Here is a 17,775-nt window from a genome sequence, read left to right as displayed (position 1 = left end):
GGTGGTCCGACAGATGGTTCAGGACACGTGACCGCGTACCCCGCATGGACGCCTGCGTCGAAGCCCGGCATCGTCCCCCTGCATCCGCTGTCGTTCGGCACGATCCTGGGCCGCTCGTTCGCCGCTCTCCGCCAGAATCCGCGTGTGCTGCTCGGGTTCGCGCTGTGCGTGCAGACCGGCGCCTACCTGCTCGTCCTCCTCGGCGTCGGCCTCGTGGCGTGGAGCTCATTCACCCGCCTCGACACCGTACGGCCCGGCAGCGCCGATTTCCAGACCATCATGACGGGCTCGATCGCCCTGACCGCGGTCACCGGATTCGTGCTGGGGCTCGCGGCCGGCGCTCTCGGCGTGATCGTGCAGGGCGTCGTGGTCAGCGAGGTGGCACACGCCGTCGTGGCCGAGAAGCTGTCGCTGCGGGTGCTGTGGCAGCGCGTCCGCCCGGTCGCCTGGCGCCTGATCGGCTACGCGTTCCTCCTCTCGCTGGCGGCCCTGGTCGTGATCGCGGTCGTGATCGGCGCGATCATCGCGATCGGCTTCGCCGCTCCACCCGTGGCGATCGGCCTCGGCGTCCTCGCCGTGCTCGCGGCGATCCCGCTCACGCTGTGGCTGTCGACCAAGCTGCTCCTTGTGCCGGCGACGATCATCCTCGAGCAGGCGAGCATCGGCGGCGCGATCACCCGGTCATGGACGCTCATCCGCGGCCGGTTCTGGGCGGCGCTCGGCGTGATCGTGATCATCTCCCTCGTGTTCGGCACGGTCGCGCAGGTCGTCAGCATCCCCTTCTCGTTCCTGTCCGCGGGGCTGTCCACCGTCATCGCTCCGACAGGCGCGAGCGATGCGAGCACGTTTATCACCCTCATCGTGGGCAGCCTCCTGACGCAGGTCGTGACCCTGCTCATCCAGTCGGTCGCCGTGATCGTGCAGTCAACGGCCACCGCGTTGATCTATGTCGACTGCCGCATGCGGCGCGAGGGGCTCGATCTCGACCTGCTCGCCTACGTCGAGAGACGGGATGCCGGGGCCACGGCTCTCGCCGACCCCTATGCCGAGAACATCGGCCGGGTGATCGCGCCCCGCCATCCGGCACCCGCGTACGGCGCCCCAACAGGTTACCCCGGCTATCCGCCCGCGCCCTACCCGCCCCAGCCGTACCCCCCGCAGCCGTACCCCCCGCATTACGCGCCTCCGGCGTACGGCCAGCGCTATCCCCCGCCGCCTCCCCCGTACCCGGTCGCCCCGCCTGCCCCGTACCCGGCTGCCGACGCGGCGCGCCAGCCCGACGCGGCGCAACAGCCCGACGCGGCGCCCCAGCCCGACGCGACGCAACAGCCCGACGCGACGCAATGGGCCGCGCCCGAACAGCCGGGCAAGACCGACCCCGAGTCGCCGTGGTCGTAGGGCGGATGCTCGCCTGGGCGGGCGGCGCGTCGGCCGACACCGACGCGCCTCCGCTCACGCCCGACGCCGATGAAGCGCGCCGCTGGGCCGAGCAGGAGCTCTCCGACCGGGCGTACGAGATCGCGCAGCCGACCCCGTTCGACCGGGCCGCTCGCGCGGTCGGAGACTTTTTCGCGAACATCTTCAACGCACAGCTGTCCGGCGGCTGGGGGTCGGCGTTCGCCGTCATCGCGGCGATCGTCGTCATCGTGCTGATCGTCGTCGCCTTCGCGATCTGGGGGCGCCCGCGAGCCACCCGGCGATCGCACGCTGCCGCCACCACGCTCTTCGGCGAAGCCGAGGGTCGGAGCGCCGCCGAGCTGCGCCGCGACGCGGCATCCCACGCCGCACGTGAAGAATGGGACGCCGCGGTGGTCCTGCGATTCCGGGCGCTCGCCCGCGGACTCGACGAGCGCGGGATCGTCGATGCGCCGCCGGGCGCCACGGTGCATTCGTTCGCGCGCGCGGCGGGCCGACGCTTGCCCGCCGCACGGGACGGGTTGGATGCTGCGGCCACCGCGTTCGACGACGTGCGGTACCTCCGCCGCCCGGGCACGGCCGACCTGTACCACCGTGTCGTCGACATCGACGAGGCGGTGTCGGTACAGCATCCGACGCAGGACGTCGCCCTGGCGGTATCGCGGTGAACTCAGACGGGAAGGTGCTCGACGGGAAGGTGCGCGACGAGCGCCCGCCCACGACGGCCGACGCGCCGCCCCGACGCCGGCGCGCCCTCGCGTGGGCCGCGATCGTCGCCGCCCTGGTCGTGGTGGGCATCGCGGGCACGATCGTGTCGGGCGTCGGCCGCTGGTCGGAGCGCGACGCACTCGACCCCGAATCGGCCGGCCCGCAGGGCACACGGGCGCTCGCCCAGGTCGTCCGCGCGCACGGCGTCGCGGTGAGCGTCGTCCGCGACCGCGACTCGGCGCTGGCGGCGCTGGCGGGTGGCGATGCGACCCTGGTCCTCGCCGACAGCCCGCTCCTCAGCGACGATCGGCTGCGCGAGGTGACGGATGCCGCGACCGACGTCGTCCTCGTCGATCCGCGTGCGCGGGGGCTGCGCGTGCTGCTGCCAGGGTCGCAGCCGGCGGGCGTCGCTCCCGAGGCTCGGGTCGCTCCCGCGTGCGATCTCGAAGTGGCGCAGCGAGCCGGATCGGTCGCACCCGGCGCGGTGTTGCTCGCCGGGCACGACGTCGCGGGCTGCTACCCGGTGGATGACGGTTTCGGGCTGCTCACCCGCACCGTCGGCGGCACCGGGCACGTCACCGCCGTCGACGGCCGCGCCCTGTTCACGAACGAGCACCTCGCCGATGGGGGCAACGCCGCGCTCGGCATCGGACTCCTCGGTATGCACCCTCGCGTGGTCTGGTACGTGCCCGCACTCTCCGACGGCGAAGGCGCCGGCGCGACCCAGTCGCTCGGCGACCTCACTCCCCCATGGGTGAGCCCCGCGATCGTGGTGCTGCTGGGCGCCGCCCTCGCAGCCGCGATCTGGCGCGGCCGGCGCTTCGGCCCGCTCGTGCACGAGCGGCTCCCCGTCACCGTGCGCGCGTCGGAGACGACCGAGGGTCGCGCCCGCCTGTACGCGCGCTCGCGCGACACCGTCCACGCGGCCGACCAGCTGCGGATCGGCACGGCCGGCCGCCTCGCGCGGATGCTGGGGCTCGGCGGCGCCGCGCACACCACCGCCGCATCGGCGACCGAGATCGCCGATGCCGCAGCAGCACGCCTGAACGCCTCGCCTGCGCAGGTGCGCAGCATCCTGATCGATGATCTTCCCGCCACCGATGCCGAGCTGGTCGCCCTCAGCGACCGCCTGCGCGACCTCGAGGCGGCGGTGCGCAGCGCCGTCCGTCCGGAAAGGAACCGGCCATGACCGACACTCCCGAAAGCACCCTCACCGACTACACCGCGTTACCCGACGACGCCGCCCTGCGCGAGTCGATGAACCGCGTCCGGATCGAGGTGGGCAAAGCCGTCGTCGGTCAGGACGGCGCGATCACCGGGCTGCTGATCGCGCTGCTCTCGCGCGGCCATGTGCTGCTGGAGGGCGTGCCGGGCGTCGCGAAGACCCTGCTCGTACGGTCGTTCAGCCGTGCGCTGGGCCTCGACACGAAGCGCATCCAGTTCACCCCCGACCTGATGCCGGGCGACGTATCGGGCTCGCTCGTGTACGACGCGCGGACGGGCGAGTTCGAATTCCGCGAGGGCCCGGTCTTCACGAACATCGTGCTGGCCGACGAGATCAACCGCACGCCGCCCAAGACGCAGGCGGCGCTCCTGGAGGCGATGGAAGAGCATCAGGTCTCCACCGACGGCGTCACCCGGCCCCTGCCCCAGCCGTTCCTGGTCGCCGCGACGCAGAACCCTATCGAGCACGAGGGCACCTACTCGCTCCCCGAAGCGCAGCTCGACCGGTTCCTCCTCAAGCTGGTCATCGACATGCCGTCCCGTGACGCCGAGTTCACGGTGCTCCGCCGCCACGCCTCGGGCTTCGATCCGCACGACCTGGCCGCTGCGGGGCTGGAACCCGTGGTCGATGCGGCCGGGATCCGCGCCGCGCAGCGGGCCGCAGCATCCGTCGCGGTCGCCGATGACGTGCTCGCCTACGTGGTCGATCTCGCGCGTGCCACGCGGCAGAGCCCCTCGGTGCAGCTCGGCGTGAGTCCGCGCGCGTCCACCGCCCTGCTCGCGGCGGCGAAGGCGTGGGCCTGGCTCGGCGGCTACCCCGCGATCACGCCCGATCACGTGCAGACGATGCTCGTGCCCGCCTGGCGGCATCGCATCCGCCTTCGGCCCGATGCCGAGTTGGAGGGCGTGTCGGTCGACGCCGTGCTCGGGTCGGTGCTGCAGCAGACCCGCGTTCCGATCTGAAACATGTACCTCACCGGCCGCCTCCCGCTCCTCGTCGCCACGGGCGTCGTGCCCGTGATCCTGCTGTCGGTCGCGGGAGTGCACGCGTGGCTCGCGGCGCTCGGCTGGCTCGTGCTCTGTACCCTGGCCGCCGGAGCGGATGCTCTGGCCGCCGCCGACCCACGATCGCTCGATATCGTCCGCACGCTCCCCCGGCGCGTCCGGCTCGGCGAGCCGGTTGAGGCGACGCTGTCTGTGCACAACCCGTCGACCCGGCGCGTGCGCGGGCGGGCCCGTGACGCATGGCAGCCGACGGCGGGCGCGCCGGACGCGCGAATCGTGCTCGACGTGCCGGCGGGCGAACGGCGCCGGATCACGGTGCCGCTCCTCCCCCGCCGTCGCGGCGAGCTGCGCAGCGAGTTCGTCGTCGTCCGCAGCGACGGGCCGATGCGGCTCGCCGGGCGCCAGGCCAGCCTGTCCGCTCCCGGCGCGATCCGTGTGCTGCCGCCCTTCGCATCGCGTCGGCATCTCCCCTCGCGCCTCGCGCGCCTGCGCGAGCTCGACGGCAACACGAGCGTGCAGGTGCGCGGTCAGGGCACCGAGTTCGACAGTCTCCGCGAGTACGTGCGCGGCGACGACGTGCGCTCGATCGACTGGCGCGCCACCGCCCGCTCCGGCACCACGATGTTGCGCACCTGGCGCCCCGAACGCGACAGGCACGTCGTGATCGTGATCGACACCGGCCGCACCGCCGCGGCACGCGTGGGCGACAGCATCCGTCTGGATGCGGCTATGGAGGCCGCCCTGCTGCTCGCCGCCCTCGCCACCCGCGCGGGCGATCACGTGCACCTCGTCATGTTCGACCGCGTCGTGCGCGCACGCGTGACGGGCATCGACGGGGCCGCCCTTCTCCCCGCCCTCGTCGACGCGATGGCGCCGGTGGAGGCACAGCTCATCGATACCGACTGGGATGCCGCGATCGCCCAGGTGCGCGCGCTCTCGACCCGTCCATCCCTCGTCGTGCTGCTCACGGCCCAGGACGCCCCCGAAGCCGCCCGCGGCCTGCTCGGTTCGCTTCCGGCCCTCACGAGCCGGGCGCACGTGCTCGTCGGCGCCGCCACCGACAGTGTGCTGGGTGCCGGCGCAGTGCTCGATGAGCCGGTCCGCGCGACCGCGGAGGATGTCTACCGCGCCGCGGCGGTGGAGCGCACCCGCCGCGATGCCGACCTCGTGGCGGCGGCGATCGTGCGTGCGGGCGGCGAGGCGCTCGCCGACACTCCGGACGCGCTCCCGCCGCGCATCGCCGACCGGTACCTCTCGCTGAAGGCGGCAGGTCGACTGTGACCCGCGATGTCGTCGACCCCGGTGCGGATACCTGAGAATCGGCTGAGTGTGCTCTAGGCTCCCGGGTGGGCGCCACTTTGCCCGCATATTCCCTTTCGAAGGAGATCCGCCGTGAGCGATCCTCGTCCTGAAAAACCAGTCACTCCCACTCGCCTTGACCACACACCCACCGCGCCGTCGACCGCAGCAACGCTCGTCGCCGAGGCCTTCGGCACGTTCCTTCTCGTCCTCGGTGTCATCAGCACTGCGCTGTTCGCCGCCAACTTCGGCACGAGCGCGGCCGGGAGCCCGCTCGCGGCCGGCACCCCGCTGGGCGTCGGATTCACCGGCGTCTCGTTCGCCGTCGGCATCACCGTGATCGCCGGCGCCTACGCGTTCGGTCCGATCTCGGGCGGCCACTTCAACCCGGCCGTCACCTTCGGCCTGGCCGCGGCAGGACGCTTCCCCTGGCGCGGCGTGCTCGGCTACATCATCGCGCAGATCGTCGGTGGCCTCGTGGCCACGACCCTCATCGTGCTGATCGGCCTCTTCGGCCCCGACGGCTGGCTCGCCAAGGCTCAGGACGGCGGCTTCGCCAGCAATGGCTTCGGCGAGGCATCGCCGGGCGGGTTCGGCATCGGCGCGGCGATCATCGTCGAGGTGCTCTTCACGGCGCTCTTCGTCATCGTGATCCTCGGCGTTACGCACTCGACCCGCGGCACGACCTTCGCGGGTCTGGTCATCGGCCTCACCCTGACCCTGATCCACCTCGCGATCATCCCGATCGATAACGCCTCGGTGAACCCGGCCCGCTCGATCGCCACGGCCGTGTACGGCGGCGGCACGCCGCTCGCGCAGCTCTGGGTGTTCATCGTGTTCCCGATCATCGGCGCCCTCATCGCCGGCTTCGCCTACCGGGCACTGTTCGACGGCACCAAGAAGGGCTGATCGCAGCATCCCTCACGAAAGGGCCGGTCGCTCACGCGGCCGGCCCTTTCGCGTGCGACGGGTCGTCCCTCCGCTCGGGCGTTCGCGAGCCAGGTGTGGTCGGTTCAGTGGCCGCCATCCGGCACGAAGTGGCTCGCGAACCCGGCCCCCTCCCACTCGCGAGCCAGGTGTGGTCGGTTCGGCGAGCGCAAACCGGCACGAAGTGGCTCGCGAGGCGACCGGCGAAGAGCGGCTCAGCCCGCGACGAGCCTCGGCGTACCGGCCGCATACTCCTCGAGGTCACCGGTCTCGCCCCGCCGGGAGGCGCGGCCGCCGATCACGAGCATGTACACGAGGAAGACGGCGAGCGCGGCGGCGCCGATGGCGATCTTGACCGGCCACGGCCAGGTCTGGCCCGTGACGAAGCCCTCGACGATGCCCGACAGGGCCAGCGCGAAGATGAGGCCGATCGCGACGGTCGCGAGCGATCGTCCTTCGGCGGCGAGCGCCTCGCCACGCGAGCGGGCGCCGGGGGCGACCCACGCCCAGAAGATGTGCAGCCCCGCCGCGGCGGCGACGAAGATGCACGTGAGCTCCAGCATCCCGTGCGGGAGAATGAACTGCAGGAAGACGTCTCCGCGCCCGAATGCGATCATGACGGCGGCGGCGGTGCCGACCCCGACGGCGTTCTGCACGAGCACCATGAGCGGCCAGATGCCCGTGACGCCGAACAGCACGCACTGCGCGGCGATCCAGGCGTTGTTGGTCCACACCGTGCCGGCGAACACGGCAGCGGGGTTCTCGCTGTAGTAGCCGGTGAACGAGTTCTCGGCGTAGTACTGCAGCTCGGCGCGGCTGCCCAATGACGCGACCAGTGCGGGGTCGCCCGAGATCCACAACGCGACGAGGGCGGCCACGAGCACGAAGCAGACGGCGATCACCAGCGTGGTCCAGCGCACGCGGTAGAGGGCCGCCGGCAGCTGCAGTGCGAAGAACCGAGGGATCTGCCGGAGGACGTTCTCAGGAGTGCCGGTCATCCGCAGCCGCGCGCGGGCGAGGAGGGTCGAGACGTGGTCGCCCTGCGGAGTGCGACCGGCGGAGGTCTTGATGTCGGCCAGGTCGGCGGATGCCGAGCGATACCGAGTGACGAGTTCGTCGACCTCCGGCCCGCGCAGGCGCCGCGTGCGGCCGAGCGCGTCGAGTCGCTCCCACTCGTGCCGTCGGGCGGCGGCCAGCGCGTCGAGGTCCACTGGTTTACTGTACCCATGCCGCACGCACAGACCCCGGATTCCGTCGCGCCGGTCCGGCTGATCGAGATCGGGCAGGACGAGGTGCTCACGGGCGAGGCCGTCGCGCTCGACGTGCAGCCACTGGGGTTCTTCCTGCGCGCCCTCGGCACGCTGATCGATGTCGTCATCGGCGTCGCGGTGTTCGTGATATTCGCTCTGGTGGCCACCTGGCTGGGGTCGCAGGGCGCGCTGCCCGCATCCGTCTTCGGAATCGTGTCGATCGTGCTGGCCGTGATCGTGATGGTCGTGATCCCCACCGCCGTGGAAACGGCGACGCGGGGCAGGAGCGTCGGCAAACTCGTGGTCGGCGGACGCATCGTGCGCTCGGACGGCGGCGCGACCGGATTCCGGCACGCGTTCATCCGGGCCCTCGTCGGCGTGTTCGAGATCTGGATGACGCTGGGCTCAGTGGCCGCCCTAGTCGGCGCCTTCACGCCGCGGTCACAGCGCCTTGGCGACCTCCTCGCCGGCACTTACTCCGAGCGCACCCGGGTTCCCGCCCTGCCGCCCGCGCTCCCCGGGGCTCCCGCTGTCCTCGCCGGATGGGCGGCCACCGCCGACGTCGCACGCCTCCCCGACCGTCTGAACCGCCGGATCGCGCAATTCGTGACCCAGGCCGAGCGCATGCAGCCGTCCGCGCGGGCGCGGGTCGCAGCATCCCTCGGCGCCGAGGCTGCCCCCTTCGTCTCACCGCTGCCGGTGGTCGACCCCGAGACACTCCTCCGCGGCGTCGCAGCCGTGCGTCGCGACCGCGAGTATCAGGCGCTCGTGCGAGAAACCCAGCGCGTCGCCGCGCTGACCGTGGCCACCGGCATCCCCCGCGGCTTTCCGGAACGCGATTCCGGACACTGACGCGCGGCCTTTTGTCCGGATCAGCGGCGGCTGGGCTCGATCAGAGGCGGCCGGGCCCGGATCAGAGGCGGCCGCGCCCGGATCAGTAGCGGTAGTGGTCGAGCTTGTACGGGCCCTCGACAGGGACGCCGATGTAGGCGGCCTGCGCAGGAGTCAGTTCGGTGAGCTCGACGCCGAGCGCGGCGAGGTGAAGCCGCGCGACCTTCTCGTCGAGCGCCTTCGGCAGCGTGTAGACGCCGATCGGGTAGTCAGCGATGTTCGTGAACAGCTCGAGCTGGGCGAGCACCTGGTTGGTGAACGAGGCGCTCATCACGAACGACGGATGCCCCGTGGCATTGCCCAGGTTCATCAGGCGTCCTTCGCTCAGCACGAGCACGCTGCGTCCGTTCGGCAGACGCCATTCGTGCACCTGCGGCTTGATCTCGATCGCCTCGGCGCCCTCGAGCGACTCGAGGCCGGCGACGTCGATCTCGTCGTCGAAGTGGCCGACGTTCGCGACGATCGCGAGGTGCTTGAGGCCCAGCAGGTGCTCGACCGTGACGACGCCCTGGTTGCCGGTGCCGGTGACGACGATGTCGACGTCGCCGATCATCGAGTCGAGCCGGGCGACCTGGTAACCGTCCATCGCCGCCTGGAGCGCGTTGATCGGATCGATCTCGCTCACGATCACCCGGGCGCCCTGGCCGCGGAGGGCTTCGGCAGCGCCCTTGCCGACGTCGCCGTAGCCGACAACGAACACCGTCTTGCCGCCGATGAGCACGTCGGTGGCACGGTTGAGACCGTCGGGCAGCGAGTGGCGGATGCCGTACTTGTTGTCGAACTTCGACTTGGTGACCGAGTCGTTCACGTTGATGCCGGGGAACAGCAGCTTTCCGGACGCCGCGAGCTCGTAGAGGCGGTGCACGCCCGTGGTCGTCTCTTCGGTCACGCCGATGAGGTCCTCCGCGATGCGGGTCCAGCGCTGCGGGTCGGCGGCGAGGCTCACACGGAGCGTGTCGAGCACCACGCGGTATTCGTGTGAGTCGTCCACGCCGGCGTCGTGCACCGCGCCCGCGGCCTCGAACTCGACGCCCTTGTGGACCAGCATCGTCGCGTCGCCGCCGTCGTCGAGGATCAGGTTGGGGCCGTCGAAGCCCTCAGCCGACCAGTCGAAGATGCGGTCGGTGCACTGCCAGTACTCCTCGAGCGTCTCGCCCTTCCAGGCGAACACCGGAACGCCCGCGGGCGCGTCGACGGTGCCCGTGGGGCCTACTGCCACGGCGGCGGCGGCCTCGTCCTGGGTGGAGAAGATGTTGCAGCTGGCCCAGCGGACCTGCGCGCCGAGCGCGACGAGGGTCTCGATCAGGACGGCGGTCTGCACGGTCATGTGCAGCGATCCGGCGATCCGGGCGCCGCGCAGCGGCTGCGTCGGCCCGAACTCTTCACGGAGAGCCATGAGACCGGGCATCTCGTTCTCGGCGAGACGGATCTGGTGACGGCCAGACTCGGCGAGCGAGAGGTCGGCGACGGTGAACGGGGCTGCGGAGACGATCTGGGTCGACATACTCCTATTGTTCCATGCGAGCGCGGCGTGTGTTCGCGCGGGTGCCGTCGTTCCCGCCCGCTCAGGCGCGGAGAGTTTCGTGGCGCACGACCACCCAGCCGCGCGGCACCGAGAGCCGGTCGGTGTGGATCGCGCACAGGTCGTGCGCGTGCGGATCGTCGCCGGCGCCCAGCGGCCCGATCGCGGCCATCTGGTCGCCGTAGTCGTACGTCAGGGTCGACACGGCCTCGCGGGCGCAGGCCACTTTCGAACACAGTCTCTCGCGCATCGCCTTCACGCTATCCGCGGCCGCCGACAGAGCCGGGATGCCGCGCCGCCGCCGACCGCTGGTGTCGCGAAGATGGTCGTCCCGGGCGCGCATGTCTGCCAGCTGGTAGGCACGGAGGCGGGATGCTGGAGAGTCGAAGCCCAGCCGGAGACGCGCATGTCCGACACACGGTCGCCCCAGGCACGCATGTCCGCCAGCTGGTAGGCATCCCCAGGCCGCCTCGCCCCAGCGGCGATCCCCATGTCCGGCATACGGTCGCCCCGGGCACGCATGTCCGCCAGCTGGTAGGCACGGAGGCGGGATGCTGGAGTCGACGCCCAGCCGAAGACCCACATGTCCGGCAGACGGTCGCCCGGCCTGCGCATGTCCGCCAGCTGGTAGTCATACCTGGGCCCCCTCGCGGGACCGGCGATTCCCATGTCCGGGAGACGGTCGCCCCGGGCACTCATGTCTGCCAGCTGGTAGGCACGGAGGCGGGATGCCGGAGAGTCGACGCCCAGCCGGCGACGCGCATGTCCGACAGACGGTCGCCCCGCGCACGCATGTCCGCCAGCTGGCAGGCACGCCCAGGCCCCCTCGCGCGAGCGGCGATCCCCACGTCCGCGAGATGGTCGCCCGGCGCACGCATGTCCGCCAGCTGGCGGACATGGGGGAACAGCCCGGCCCCCGCGATCCCCAGAACCTAGGATGGTCGCATGGCCTGGCGACGCGCGACGAGCTCCGCACCCTCCGCCCCGCGCCCATCCCGCCACGGGCGGCACGGCCGCGAAGACCGCAGCCCCGTGGTCCGCCCGCCCCTCCCACCCTTGGACACCCGCGTCGACAGGTTCGACATGGCCGTCGGCTCGGCCGCCGAGTTCCTCCGCTCCGCCTGGACCGAGCTGCGCGACGTCAGCTTCGAGGTCGGCGAAATGCCCCCGGCATCCGATGACGACGGCATCCCCCGCTGGCAGGTGCTCACCGAGGAGAAGCGCATAATCCTCTACCGCCTGCCGATCGAGCGTCTCAGCCACCTGCATCGCAATGACGACATGCATCGTCGGATGCTGGTGGAAGGTTGCGTGTTCCGTGCTGCCGCCGAGTATCTCGACCGCGATCCGTGGGACCTCGGGCCCGAGCGCTTCCGGTTCTTCTGACCCGTCGAGCGCGTCGTCGACGGTAAGTAACGCGCCCCCGGCTACGGGTAGACCCGGATCGGCGCCGTCGCCGTAGCGGGCGGCTGCACGGGATAGCCCGCGAGCGCGCCGCTGCCCGCGAACGACAGCCCTGCGCGCACGCCGGCGACCCCTCCGGTGTCGAGCATGTACACGCCCTGCGTGGGCAGTCGCACCGCGACTGATCCGCCGGCCGGGACAGCGAGCTGCTGCGAGAACGACCCGGTAGAAGACTGCAACGACACGGTGGCCGCGACCTCCCCCCCGTTCGTGACAGTGAGAGAGGCGGACGCCCCGCCCGGGACGGCGAACATGCTCGTCCCGGCCAGTTCGGGGGCTGGGGTGTACCAGGCGAAGTCCGACCCCGCCCCGAACCCCGTGGTCTGCCACGCGGTCGCGAGCACCGGCTGGGGGGCCTGCACCCGCACGACGTACTGGCCGATCGGCAGACCGCCCAGCTGCAGCTCGGCGGGCAGGCCGCCGGTCAGCGGCAGCGACGACGGCGCGAGCGCCGGCGCGGTGCTGCCCACGGCGGTTACCGTCACCGTGGCCGTCACGTCGGCGGAAAGCGACAGCATCCGCACCAGCGTCGCCGCGTTCGACGCCCCGATCGGGCCCGGTTCCGCGGTGACCTCGATGCCGGGGATCACGAGATCGATGCCGGGCTGGGCGACCGCCTCGACCTGATCCACGCCACCGGGGACGAGGGTGCGGGTGAGGGATGCTTGCAGCGACGCCTGCACGGGGGCCCCGGCGGCGGTGACCTGCACGACGGGGCTCTCTTCGCCGAGGCTCAGCCCGGCCAGGGGGATCGCGATCTGCTGACCGGCGGGCACGATCACGTCGCGTCCGCCGGGCGGGGACTGCTGGCCGCGCGAGCCGTAGACGACCAGCTGCACGGTGGCCGCCACCGTACCGGGGTTGGCCAGCAGCACGATGTCGGCGGCGCCCGTCGTGCTCTCGCCGCCGACGAGCCATGATTCCATCATCGGGGCCAGGCACGCGGATGCGGCGAAACCGCTCAGGTCGGCGGCCGTGACGGAGGCCGATCCGGCCGCGGCCGCGTCGGTGACGGCCGATCCGGTCGGCGGCGCCGTGTAGACGGCCGCGCCGGGGGCGCCGCCGAGGAAGGGCGCGGCGAGCCGGCTCTGCACCGGGGCGGGCGCGCCGGCGTCCGAACCGACCGTCACGCCCTGCTCGGCCGCGACGCTGAGCTGCGCGGCGTTCCTGGCGTCGCGCCCGATCGCCAGCAGTCCGCCCGTGCACGACAGCACGGTCTCCGACGGCACGGGGGCTCCGTCCACGGCGAGCGGCTCGCGGGCGAGGGTCGGCCACGGCGCGGCCACGGCGGTGACTACACCGACGACGAGGCCGACGGCCACGAGGGTGCCCACCAGCATCCGGGCACTCGTGCTCGCCCAGCCGAACACGCGGCGATCGCTCATCGGTCCTCCTCCGCGTACGGCCCGTCGTACGGCCCGACGATGCGCGGCGTGCGCCGTGCTTGCCGGCGCGACGCGCGGGTCGGCACCGCCAAGAGGAGTGCGGCCAGGACAACCGCGAACTGCCCGATCGCGATCCAGCGCGCGGAGGCCTGCACCGCCTCGGTCGCCCCGCCCCGCGGCTGCAGGTCGCGCGTCACGCGCCAGAGTTCGCCCTTCGGGGTGGCGCCCACCGAATCGAGGGCGTCGCGCTGATCGATCGCGGTCTCGGCGGTGAGCCGGAACGCGCGTGCGGCATCCGACTCGGGGGCGACGGAAGGTGCCAGCAGCACGAAACCTACTCCCGCCTGGGCGAGGCGGTCGATCACGTCATCGGCGGTGGAGGTCACCAGATCTGCGGTGATGCCCGCGACGACGGTGTCGGCCTCGGTGGCGGTGGAGTGGGTGGCCGCGACGGTCCACTGCCCGCCGAGCGTCTCGCTGGCTCCCCAGACGATCCGGGTCGACACTCCCCCATCGCTCAGCGGCGTCAGCACGATCGTTCCGACGTCGGGGTTGGTCGCACCCGCCGCATCGACATAGGCGGGCAGCGTGCTGCTCGGCCCGTTGGTGAGCGCCGACGAGCCGCGCGTCATCGTCGCGAGCGTGGGCGCCGCCAGCACTGCGACGGCCAGGAGCACCACGGCCGCGGCGACCGCTCTGACCGCGCGCATCTGTGGCACCAGGGCGGTGTCGAGGGTGACGGTCGCCGCCCCCAGTGCGCCGAGCCACGCGAGGCTCAGCGCCGGGCCCGCCCACAGCGGAATGATCGTCGCCTGCGTCGAGGCGACCGCAACACCGACCACGACGAACGCGGTCGCGAGGCCTACCGCCGCGACGACCAGGAGGGTGACACCTGCCGCCCAGCGCCGCGTGAGCGGCGCGATCAGGGCGAGCAGGGCGAGGGGCGCGGCCAGAAGCGGCACCCACCACACCGGCACGCCCGTGCCGGAGAGGAACGCCGACCACCCCGCGGGATCGCTCGTCGGGAACCCGGCAGCCAGCAGCGCGCGACCCACGGGGTCGGCGGTCACCCGGTCGCCGAGGAAGGGCACACCGGGGTCGGCGACAAGGCCCCAGAAGTCGGCGCTGCGAAACCGATTCCAGACGAGCGGCGCGAACAGCACGACGGCGGGAACGAGCACCCACACCTGGCGCGCGATGCCGCGGCCGGCACGCGCGCCGGGGCTCGCGACGGCCACGATGATCGCGCCGATCACGATCAGCACCAGCGCAGGGGCGAGCGAGGGAGCACACGCCACGACGGCGGCGAAGAGGAGGGATGCTGCGCCCGCCGCCGCCCACGATCGATGCGCGACGGCTCCGGCGTAGAAAAGCCACGGCAGGAGCAGGTGCACGATCACGGCAGTCGGCCGCCCCTGCGCGAGGCCCGCGAGGAAGGTGGGTGCGAGCATCCACACCACTCCTGCCACGATGCGCAGGACGCTCCGCTCGGTGACCCGGGTGGCGGCGAACCAGCCCCCGAGGGCGGCGAGGGGAAGCGCGGCGAGCCACAGCAGCACGATCGCGCGCGACGGGTCGCCCGGCCACAGGCTGCCGATCACGGCCACGACCGCGGCGAACGGATCGGCGGGGCCTATGGCGTCGAGCCCCGTAGCGCGCACCCCATAAGAGGCGTCGGCCCACAGCTGCGCGACGGTCGCGCGCAGCGGCTCGAGGGCGCCGCCCCCGAGCACGGGCCAGGCCAGCAGCGCGGGGAAGGCGGCGACCGAGATGACGAGCGCGGCTAGCACGAGCCACGCTCCGCCGCCGGAGAAGAACCGGATGTCGCTGCGGATGTGCTCGCCGACCGGGGCGGCCGACTCCTCGCCATCGATGTCGAAGCGCTCGCGCAGATCGGCGCGCGTGACCCGGAGCGGGGCGACCTGACCCCACGACGCCCGCCGTGCCGCGCGGATACGGCGCCGAGACCGTGCCACAGCGCCGACGCGCACGAGGGCCAGTACCGAGGCACCCCACTCCGTCGCCACGAGGGAGGGATGCTTGGCCACGAGGTGCAGCACGGTGCGCCAGAGCGCGATCGGCAGAATCGCGAGCCAGACGAACACGACCGCCCACGAGCGGGCGTAGGCCAGGCGCCGATGCAGTTGCGCGGTGCGCTGCGCGAACGCCCGCGCTCCGCGCCGCGGCTCGCCGCCGGGGACACCTGCGACGCCGTCTCCGGCCACCGCGATCAGGGCGGTCGGCACGAGCGCGATCCGGGCGCCGGCCAGGCGCGCGCGCACGCCGAGATCGAGCCCCTCATCGGCACCGTACAGTGCAGGGTCGATGCCGCCCAGTTCGCGCCACGCGTCCGTGCGCACGAGCAGCCCCCGCACGTCGGCACCGAGCACATCTTCCTCGGCGTCGTGCTGGCCCTGATCGAGCTGGCCGTCGGCGAGGCCCATCGCCCGGCCCCACGTCGTCATGCTCACCCCGAGCGACACGATGTGGGTGCGATCGTCCCACTGCACGAGTTTGGGCGCGACGAAGGCCGCCGAGGGCGACAGCTCGAGCGCGCCGGCCAGGCGTGCCAGCGCCTCGGGCTCGGGCGCGGTGTCTTGGGCGAGGAGCCAGACCGCATCGCCGGTCAGCCGGAGGGTGGCCAGCGCCGTGGCGGCCGCGAACCGCGTGGAGGCGGGCGCCGTGATCACCGACTCCGCCCCCGAGGCCGCTGCCACCTCGACCAGCGTCTGGTCGGCACCGCAGAGCACGACGGTCAGCGCGTCGACCGGGCGCTCCTGGGCCTGGAGGGCGGCGAGCGTCCGGCGCAGATGGAACGCCGCAGGAGCGCGCCCGTCTGGGCGCGCGACGAGGATTGCGTGTACTCGCGACGGCATGACGTGGTCAGCCTAGGCGGGCCCCACCCGGTGAACCGGGCGCACGCGCCGACGCGGCGAGAACCGTGTCGTTGCCTGAGGCGCGCCGATGCGCCGCATATGCACGATGGGTCGGCGAGCCGCCGGCCGGCGTGCGGATCAGCTCGCGTGGCGCTTCAGCTTGCGGCGCTCGCGTTCGCTGAGGCCGCCCCAGATCCCGAAGCGCTCGTCGTTCTGCAGCGCGTATTCGAGGCATTCGCCCCGAACGTCGCACGTCGTGCAGATCCGCTTCGCATCACGGGTCGATCCGCCCTTTTCAGGGAAGAACGCCTCTGGGTCGGTCTGCGCGCAGAGCGCATCGGTCTGCCACGACAGGGTGTTGCCATCGCCCTCGAGAGGGCGACGCACCCCCGGAACGCCGAGTTGGACCGGATCGACGAACCAGTTATCGGGAACGCCGGAACGGTATTGTGACCCCGTCATCTCGTTCTCCCCTACCTTGTATCCCCCCACGCCCGAGTGCGTGTACAAGGTAATTACACCGGTGTAGTTCGCCGGGGTCAAGTCGCAGATACTAAAGCCTCACCCCGCGGTTGAAGCTTCACGACGCGCCACCGGCGTGTCGCGCGTGATCAGCGTCCGGCTCAGGCGCCGGGCTCGGCGATGAATGCCTCTCCCCCGCCGATGCGGAGCGGCGATTCGTCTGGCGAGGCCAGCAGTGCCTGGCCGGGGCGCAGGATGACGGCATCCGTCGTCCGCGCTCCCCCCACCGACACTTCGCCAGAGGTCGCCAGGACGATCGCGACGCCGGAGGTCTGCACATCAGCGATGTGGTCGGGCGCCTCGACGCGCACCAGGGCGAAGTCGGGCACCGGCGGCGCGTAACGCGAAACGCCGGCGGCCAACGCCTCCGGCTGCAGCAGCGGAGCCGGCCCGGTCGAGGCATCCAGCACCGCGACCAGTTCGTCGACGTCGATGTTCTTGGGCGTGAGACCGCCGCGCAGCACGTTGTCACTCGCCGCCATGATCTCCACGCCGAGGCCCGACTGATACGCATGCAGCACGCCGGCGGGCACGAAGATCGCCTCGCCGCGGCGCAGGGTCACGAGGTTCATCAGCAGGGCCACCACGACACCCGCGTCGCCGGGGTACTCGGTGGCGAGGCGCCGAGTGAGCGCGAGCTCGGCACCGAAGCGGACGGATGAGGCAGCGGATGCCGCGGCGATCACGTCGTCGACGACGCGCTGCGCATCGCCGGACAGCAGCCAACCGATCGTCTCGCCCAGGTCGGCCGCGGCATCCGGAGCCGAGAGGCGGTCGCGCAGCGTCGCTGCCCCCTCGCCCAGTTCGGCGAGCAGGTCGCGCGTGGCATCGAGGTCGCGCAGGGCCGACAGTGCCTCGAACCGGTCGCTCAGGGCGACGATCATCTCGGGCTTGTGGTTGTCGTCGTGGTAGTTGCGCGCCGGTGCGTCGCGCGCCACTCCCGCGGCGTCTTCTCGGGCGAACCCCGCTTCGGCCTGCGCCTTCGACGGGTGCGCCTGGATAGACAGAGTGGATGCCGCGGCCAGCAGCTTCAGCAGGAACGGCAGGCGTGCAGGAACCCCGGCCTCGGCGGCATGCTCCACGAGCCAGGCGTCCAGCGCACGTCCGCTGCCGTCCTGCACCTGAGCCGGCGAACTCGGGTGATCGCCGAACCAGACCTCCGCCTCCGGCGCCCCGCTGGGCTCACGGCCCTCGAGCTCGGCGAGCAGTGTGGGCGATCCCCACGCGGAATCACGGGGCGTGTTCGAGAGGGGGGCGAGCATGCTCCCCAGCCTAAAGGCGCTCCT

The 17,775-nt window shown here is 72.2% G+C and carries 15 protein-coding genes; 8 read left to right on the top strand and 7 right to left on the bottom strand.

Annotation, left to right across the window (positions count from 1 at the left end):
• The first annotated feature begins 27 nt into the window (after nt 1–27).
• The 6 genes from ACFE6Z_RS05755 to ACFE6Z_RS05730 all read left to right on the top strand — a co-directional run bounded on the left by ACFE6Z_RS05755 (nt 28) and on the right by ACFE6Z_RS05730 (nt 6,561).
• Nucleotides 28–1,398: a glycerophosphoryl diester phosphodiesterase membrane domain-containing protein gene (locus ACFE6Z_RS05755; protein ID WP_375384756.1), complete on the top strand. Its 1,371-nt coding sequence runs from the start codon at nt 28–30 to the stop codon at nt 1,396–1,398.
• A 5-nt stretch (nt 1,399–1,403) separates the two neighbouring features.
• The gene (locus ACFE6Z_RS05750; protein WP_375384755.1) at nt 1,404–2,084 is read left to right on the top strand and encodes a DUF4129 domain-containing protein; all 681 of its coding nucleotides are present in this window, start codon (nt 1,404–1,406) and stop codon (nt 2,082–2,084) included.
• Nucleotides 2,081–3,313, top strand: coding sequence for a DUF4350 domain-containing protein (locus ACFE6Z_RS05745; protein ID WP_375384754.1), 1,233 nt, complete (start codon nt 2,081–2,083; stop codon nt 3,311–3,313). Before ACFE6Z_RS05750 ends, ACFE6Z_RS05745 begins: the two co-directional genes overlap by 4 nt.
• Complete coding sequence (locus ACFE6Z_RS05740) at nt 3,310–4,311, top strand: AAA family ATPase (RefSeq protein WP_375384753.1); 1,002 nt, start codon at nt 3,310–3,312, stop codon at nt 4,309–4,311. Before ACFE6Z_RS05745 ends, ACFE6Z_RS05740 begins: the two co-directional genes overlap by 4 nt.
• Before the next feature lie 3 nt (nt 4,312–4,314).
• Nucleotides 4,315–5,634, top strand: coding sequence for a DUF58 domain-containing protein (locus tag ACFE6Z_RS05735; RefSeq protein WP_375384752.1), 1,320 nt, complete (start codon nt 4,315–4,317; stop codon nt 5,632–5,634).
• Between the two features lie 111 nt (nt 5,635–5,745).
• Nucleotides 5,746–6,561, top strand: a complete 816-nt coding sequence (locus ACFE6Z_RS05730) for an aquaporin (protein WP_375384751.1) — start codon at nt 5,746–5,748, stop codon at nt 6,559–6,561.
• Nucleotides 6,562–6,794: 233 nt separating this feature from the next.
• On the opposite strand, the gene ACFE6Z_RS05725 is transcribed toward ACFE6Z_RS05730, so the two are convergent.
• Nucleotides 6,795–7,790 (bottom strand): stage II sporulation protein M, encoded by a 996-nt coding sequence (locus ACFE6Z_RS05725; RefSeq protein ID WP_375384750.1) that lies wholly within the window; start codon nt 7,788–7,790, stop codon nt 6,795–6,797.
• A 15-nt stretch (nt 7,791–7,805) separates the two neighbouring features.
• Here ACFE6Z_RS05725 and ACFE6Z_RS05720 point away from each other — a divergent pair, with 15 nt between their 5' ends.
• On the top strand, nt 7,806–8,681 hold the full coding sequence (locus ACFE6Z_RS05720) for an RDD family protein (RefSeq protein ID WP_375384749.1): 876 nt from the start codon (nt 7,806–7,808) through the stop codon (nt 8,679–8,681).
• An 82-nt stretch (nt 8,682–8,763) separates the two neighbouring features.
• Here the strand turns inward: ACFE6Z_RS05720 and ahcY are convergent, their stop codons facing one another.
• Both ahcY and ACFE6Z_RS05710 read right to left on the bottom strand, forming a co-directional pair.
• Nucleotides 8,764–10,224 (bottom strand): adenosylhomocysteinase, encoded by a 1,461-nt coding sequence (gene ahcY, locus ACFE6Z_RS05715; RefSeq protein WP_375384748.1) that lies wholly within the window; start codon nt 10,222–10,224, stop codon nt 8,764–8,766.
• Between the two features lie 61 nt (nt 10,225–10,285).
• On the bottom strand, nt 10,286–10,492 hold the full coding sequence (locus tag ACFE6Z_RS05710) for a DUF3499 family protein (RefSeq protein WP_375384994.1): 207 nt from the start codon (nt 10,490–10,492) through the stop codon (nt 10,286–10,288).
• Between the two features lie 695 nt (nt 10,493–11,187).
• On the opposite strand from ACFE6Z_RS05710, the gene ACFE6Z_RS05705 reads away from it, so the two are divergent.
• The gene (locus ACFE6Z_RS05705; protein ID WP_375384747.1) at nt 11,188–11,628 is read left to right on the top strand and encodes a metallopeptidase family protein; all 441 of its coding nucleotides are present in this window, start codon (nt 11,188–11,190) and stop codon (nt 11,626–11,628) included.
• Nucleotides 11,629–11,669: 41 nt separating this feature from the next.
• Here ACFE6Z_RS05705 and ACFE6Z_RS05700 read toward each other — a convergent pair whose 3' ends face one another.
• From ACFE6Z_RS05700 to manA, 4 genes are all read right to left on the bottom strand, one after another.
• On the bottom strand, nt 11,670–13,091 hold the full coding sequence (locus ACFE6Z_RS05700) for a DUF5719 family protein (protein ID WP_375384746.1): 1,422 nt from the start codon (nt 13,089–13,091) through the stop codon (nt 11,670–11,672).
• Entirely contained in the window at nt 13,088–15,967 is a 2,880-nt protein-coding gene (locus ACFE6Z_RS05695; protein WP_375384745.1) for a glycosyltransferase, read from the bottom strand. The genes ACFE6Z_RS05700 and ACFE6Z_RS05695 overlap by 4 nt, the downstream gene beginning before the upstream one ends.
• A 138-nt stretch (nt 15,968–16,105) precedes the next feature.
• Nucleotides 16,106–16,429, bottom strand: coding sequence for a WhiB family transcriptional regulator (locus ACFE6Z_RS05690; RefSeq protein WP_375384744.1), 324 nt, complete (start codon nt 16,427–16,429; stop codon nt 16,106–16,108).
• A 161-nt stretch (nt 16,430–16,590) separates the two neighbouring features.
• Nucleotides 16,591–17,751 (bottom strand): mannose-6-phosphate isomerase, class I, encoded by a 1,161-nt coding sequence (gene manA, locus ACFE6Z_RS05685; protein WP_375384743.1) that lies wholly within the window; start codon nt 17,749–17,751, stop codon nt 16,591–16,593.
• Nucleotides 17,752–17,775: the final 24 nt, after the last annotated feature.

The organism is uncultured Microbacterium sp. (assembly GCF_964244775.1).
GTDB lineage: Bacteria > Actinomycetota > Actinomycetes > Actinomycetales > Microbacteriaceae > Microbacterium.
Note: the sequence above shows the minus strand (reverse complement) of the source record. Positions and strands in the feature narration are given on the sequence as shown.

What these genes read in the sequence shown, in the direction of transcription:
- ACFE6Z_RS05750 (WP_375384755.1), top strand. Translation starts at nt 1,404, where the DNA reads ATGCTCGCCTGGGCGGGCGGCGCGTCGGCCGACACCGACGCGCCTCCG.
- ACFE6Z_RS05740 (WP_375384753.1), top strand. Translation starts at nt 3,310, where the DNA reads ATGACCGACACTCCCGAAAGCACCCTCACCGACTACACCGCGTTACCC.
- ahcY (WP_375384748.1), bottom strand. Translation starts at nt 10,224, where the DNA reads ATGTCGACCCAGATCGTCTCCGCAGCCCCGTTCACCGTCGCCGACCTC.
- manA (WP_375384743.1), bottom strand. Translation starts at nt 17,751, where the DNA reads ATGCTCGCCCCCCTCTCGAACACGCCCCGTGATTCCGCGTGGGGATCG.
- ACFE6Z_RS05695 (WP_375384745.1), bottom strand. Translation starts at nt 15,967, where the DNA reads ATGCCGTCGCGAGTACACGCAATCCTCGTCGCGCGCCCAGACGGGCGC.
- ACFE6Z_RS05700 (WP_375384746.1), bottom strand. Translation starts at nt 13,091, where the DNA reads ATGAGCGATCGCCGCGTGTTCGGCTGGGCGAGCACGAGTGCCCGGATG.
- ACFE6Z_RS05720 (WP_375384749.1), top strand. Translation starts at nt 7,806, where the DNA reads ATGCCGCACGCACAGACCCCGGATTCCGTCGCGCCGGTCCGGCTGATC.
- ACFE6Z_RS05705 (WP_375384747.1), top strand. Translation starts at nt 11,188, where the DNA reads ATGGCCTGGCGACGCGCGACGAGCTCCGCACCCTCCGCCCCGCGCCCA.
- ACFE6Z_RS05735 (WP_375384752.1), top strand. Translation starts at nt 4,315, where the DNA reads ATGTACCTCACCGGCCGCCTCCCGCTCCTCGTCGCCACGGGCGTCGTG.
- ACFE6Z_RS05710 (WP_375384994.1), bottom strand. Translation starts at nt 10,492, where the DNA reads ATGCGCGAGAGACTGTGTTCGAAAGTGGCCTGCGCCCGCGAGGCCGTG.
- ACFE6Z_RS05690 (WP_375384744.1), bottom strand. Translation starts at nt 16,429, where the DNA reads ATGACGGGGTCACAATACCGTTCCGGCGTTCCCGATAACTGGTTCGTC.